1 rRNA gene is annotated in these 289 nt (G+C 52.2%); it reads left to right on the forward strand.

The features are described 5' to 3' along the window. Positions 1–289: ribosomal RNA gene (locus C2862_RS25120) — 23S ribosomal RNA — on the forward strand; the annotation flags it as partial.

Raw genomic sequence — 289 nt, forward strand, 5'->3', positions numbered from 1 at the left:
CGAGGCAGAGATGCGTAGCTGATGGGAAGCAGGTTAATATTCCTGCACCGTCGTATGATGCGATGGGGGGACGGATCGCGGAAGGTTGTCTGACTGTTGGAATAGTCAGTTTCTGCTTCATAGAAGGCACTTAGGCAAATCCGGGTGCGTAATTCAAGGGAGTGGGACGAGCGGCTTTATGCTGCGAAGCAATCGGAAGTGGTTCCAAGAAAAGCCTCTAAGCTTCAGTCATACGAGACCGTACCGCAAACCGACACAGGTGGGCGAGATGAGTATTCTAAGGCGCTTG

The organism is Massilia sp. Mn16-1_5 (assembly GCF_004798585.1).
Lineage (GTDB): Bacteria > Pseudomonadota > Gammaproteobacteria > Burkholderiales > Burkholderiaceae_D > Telluria.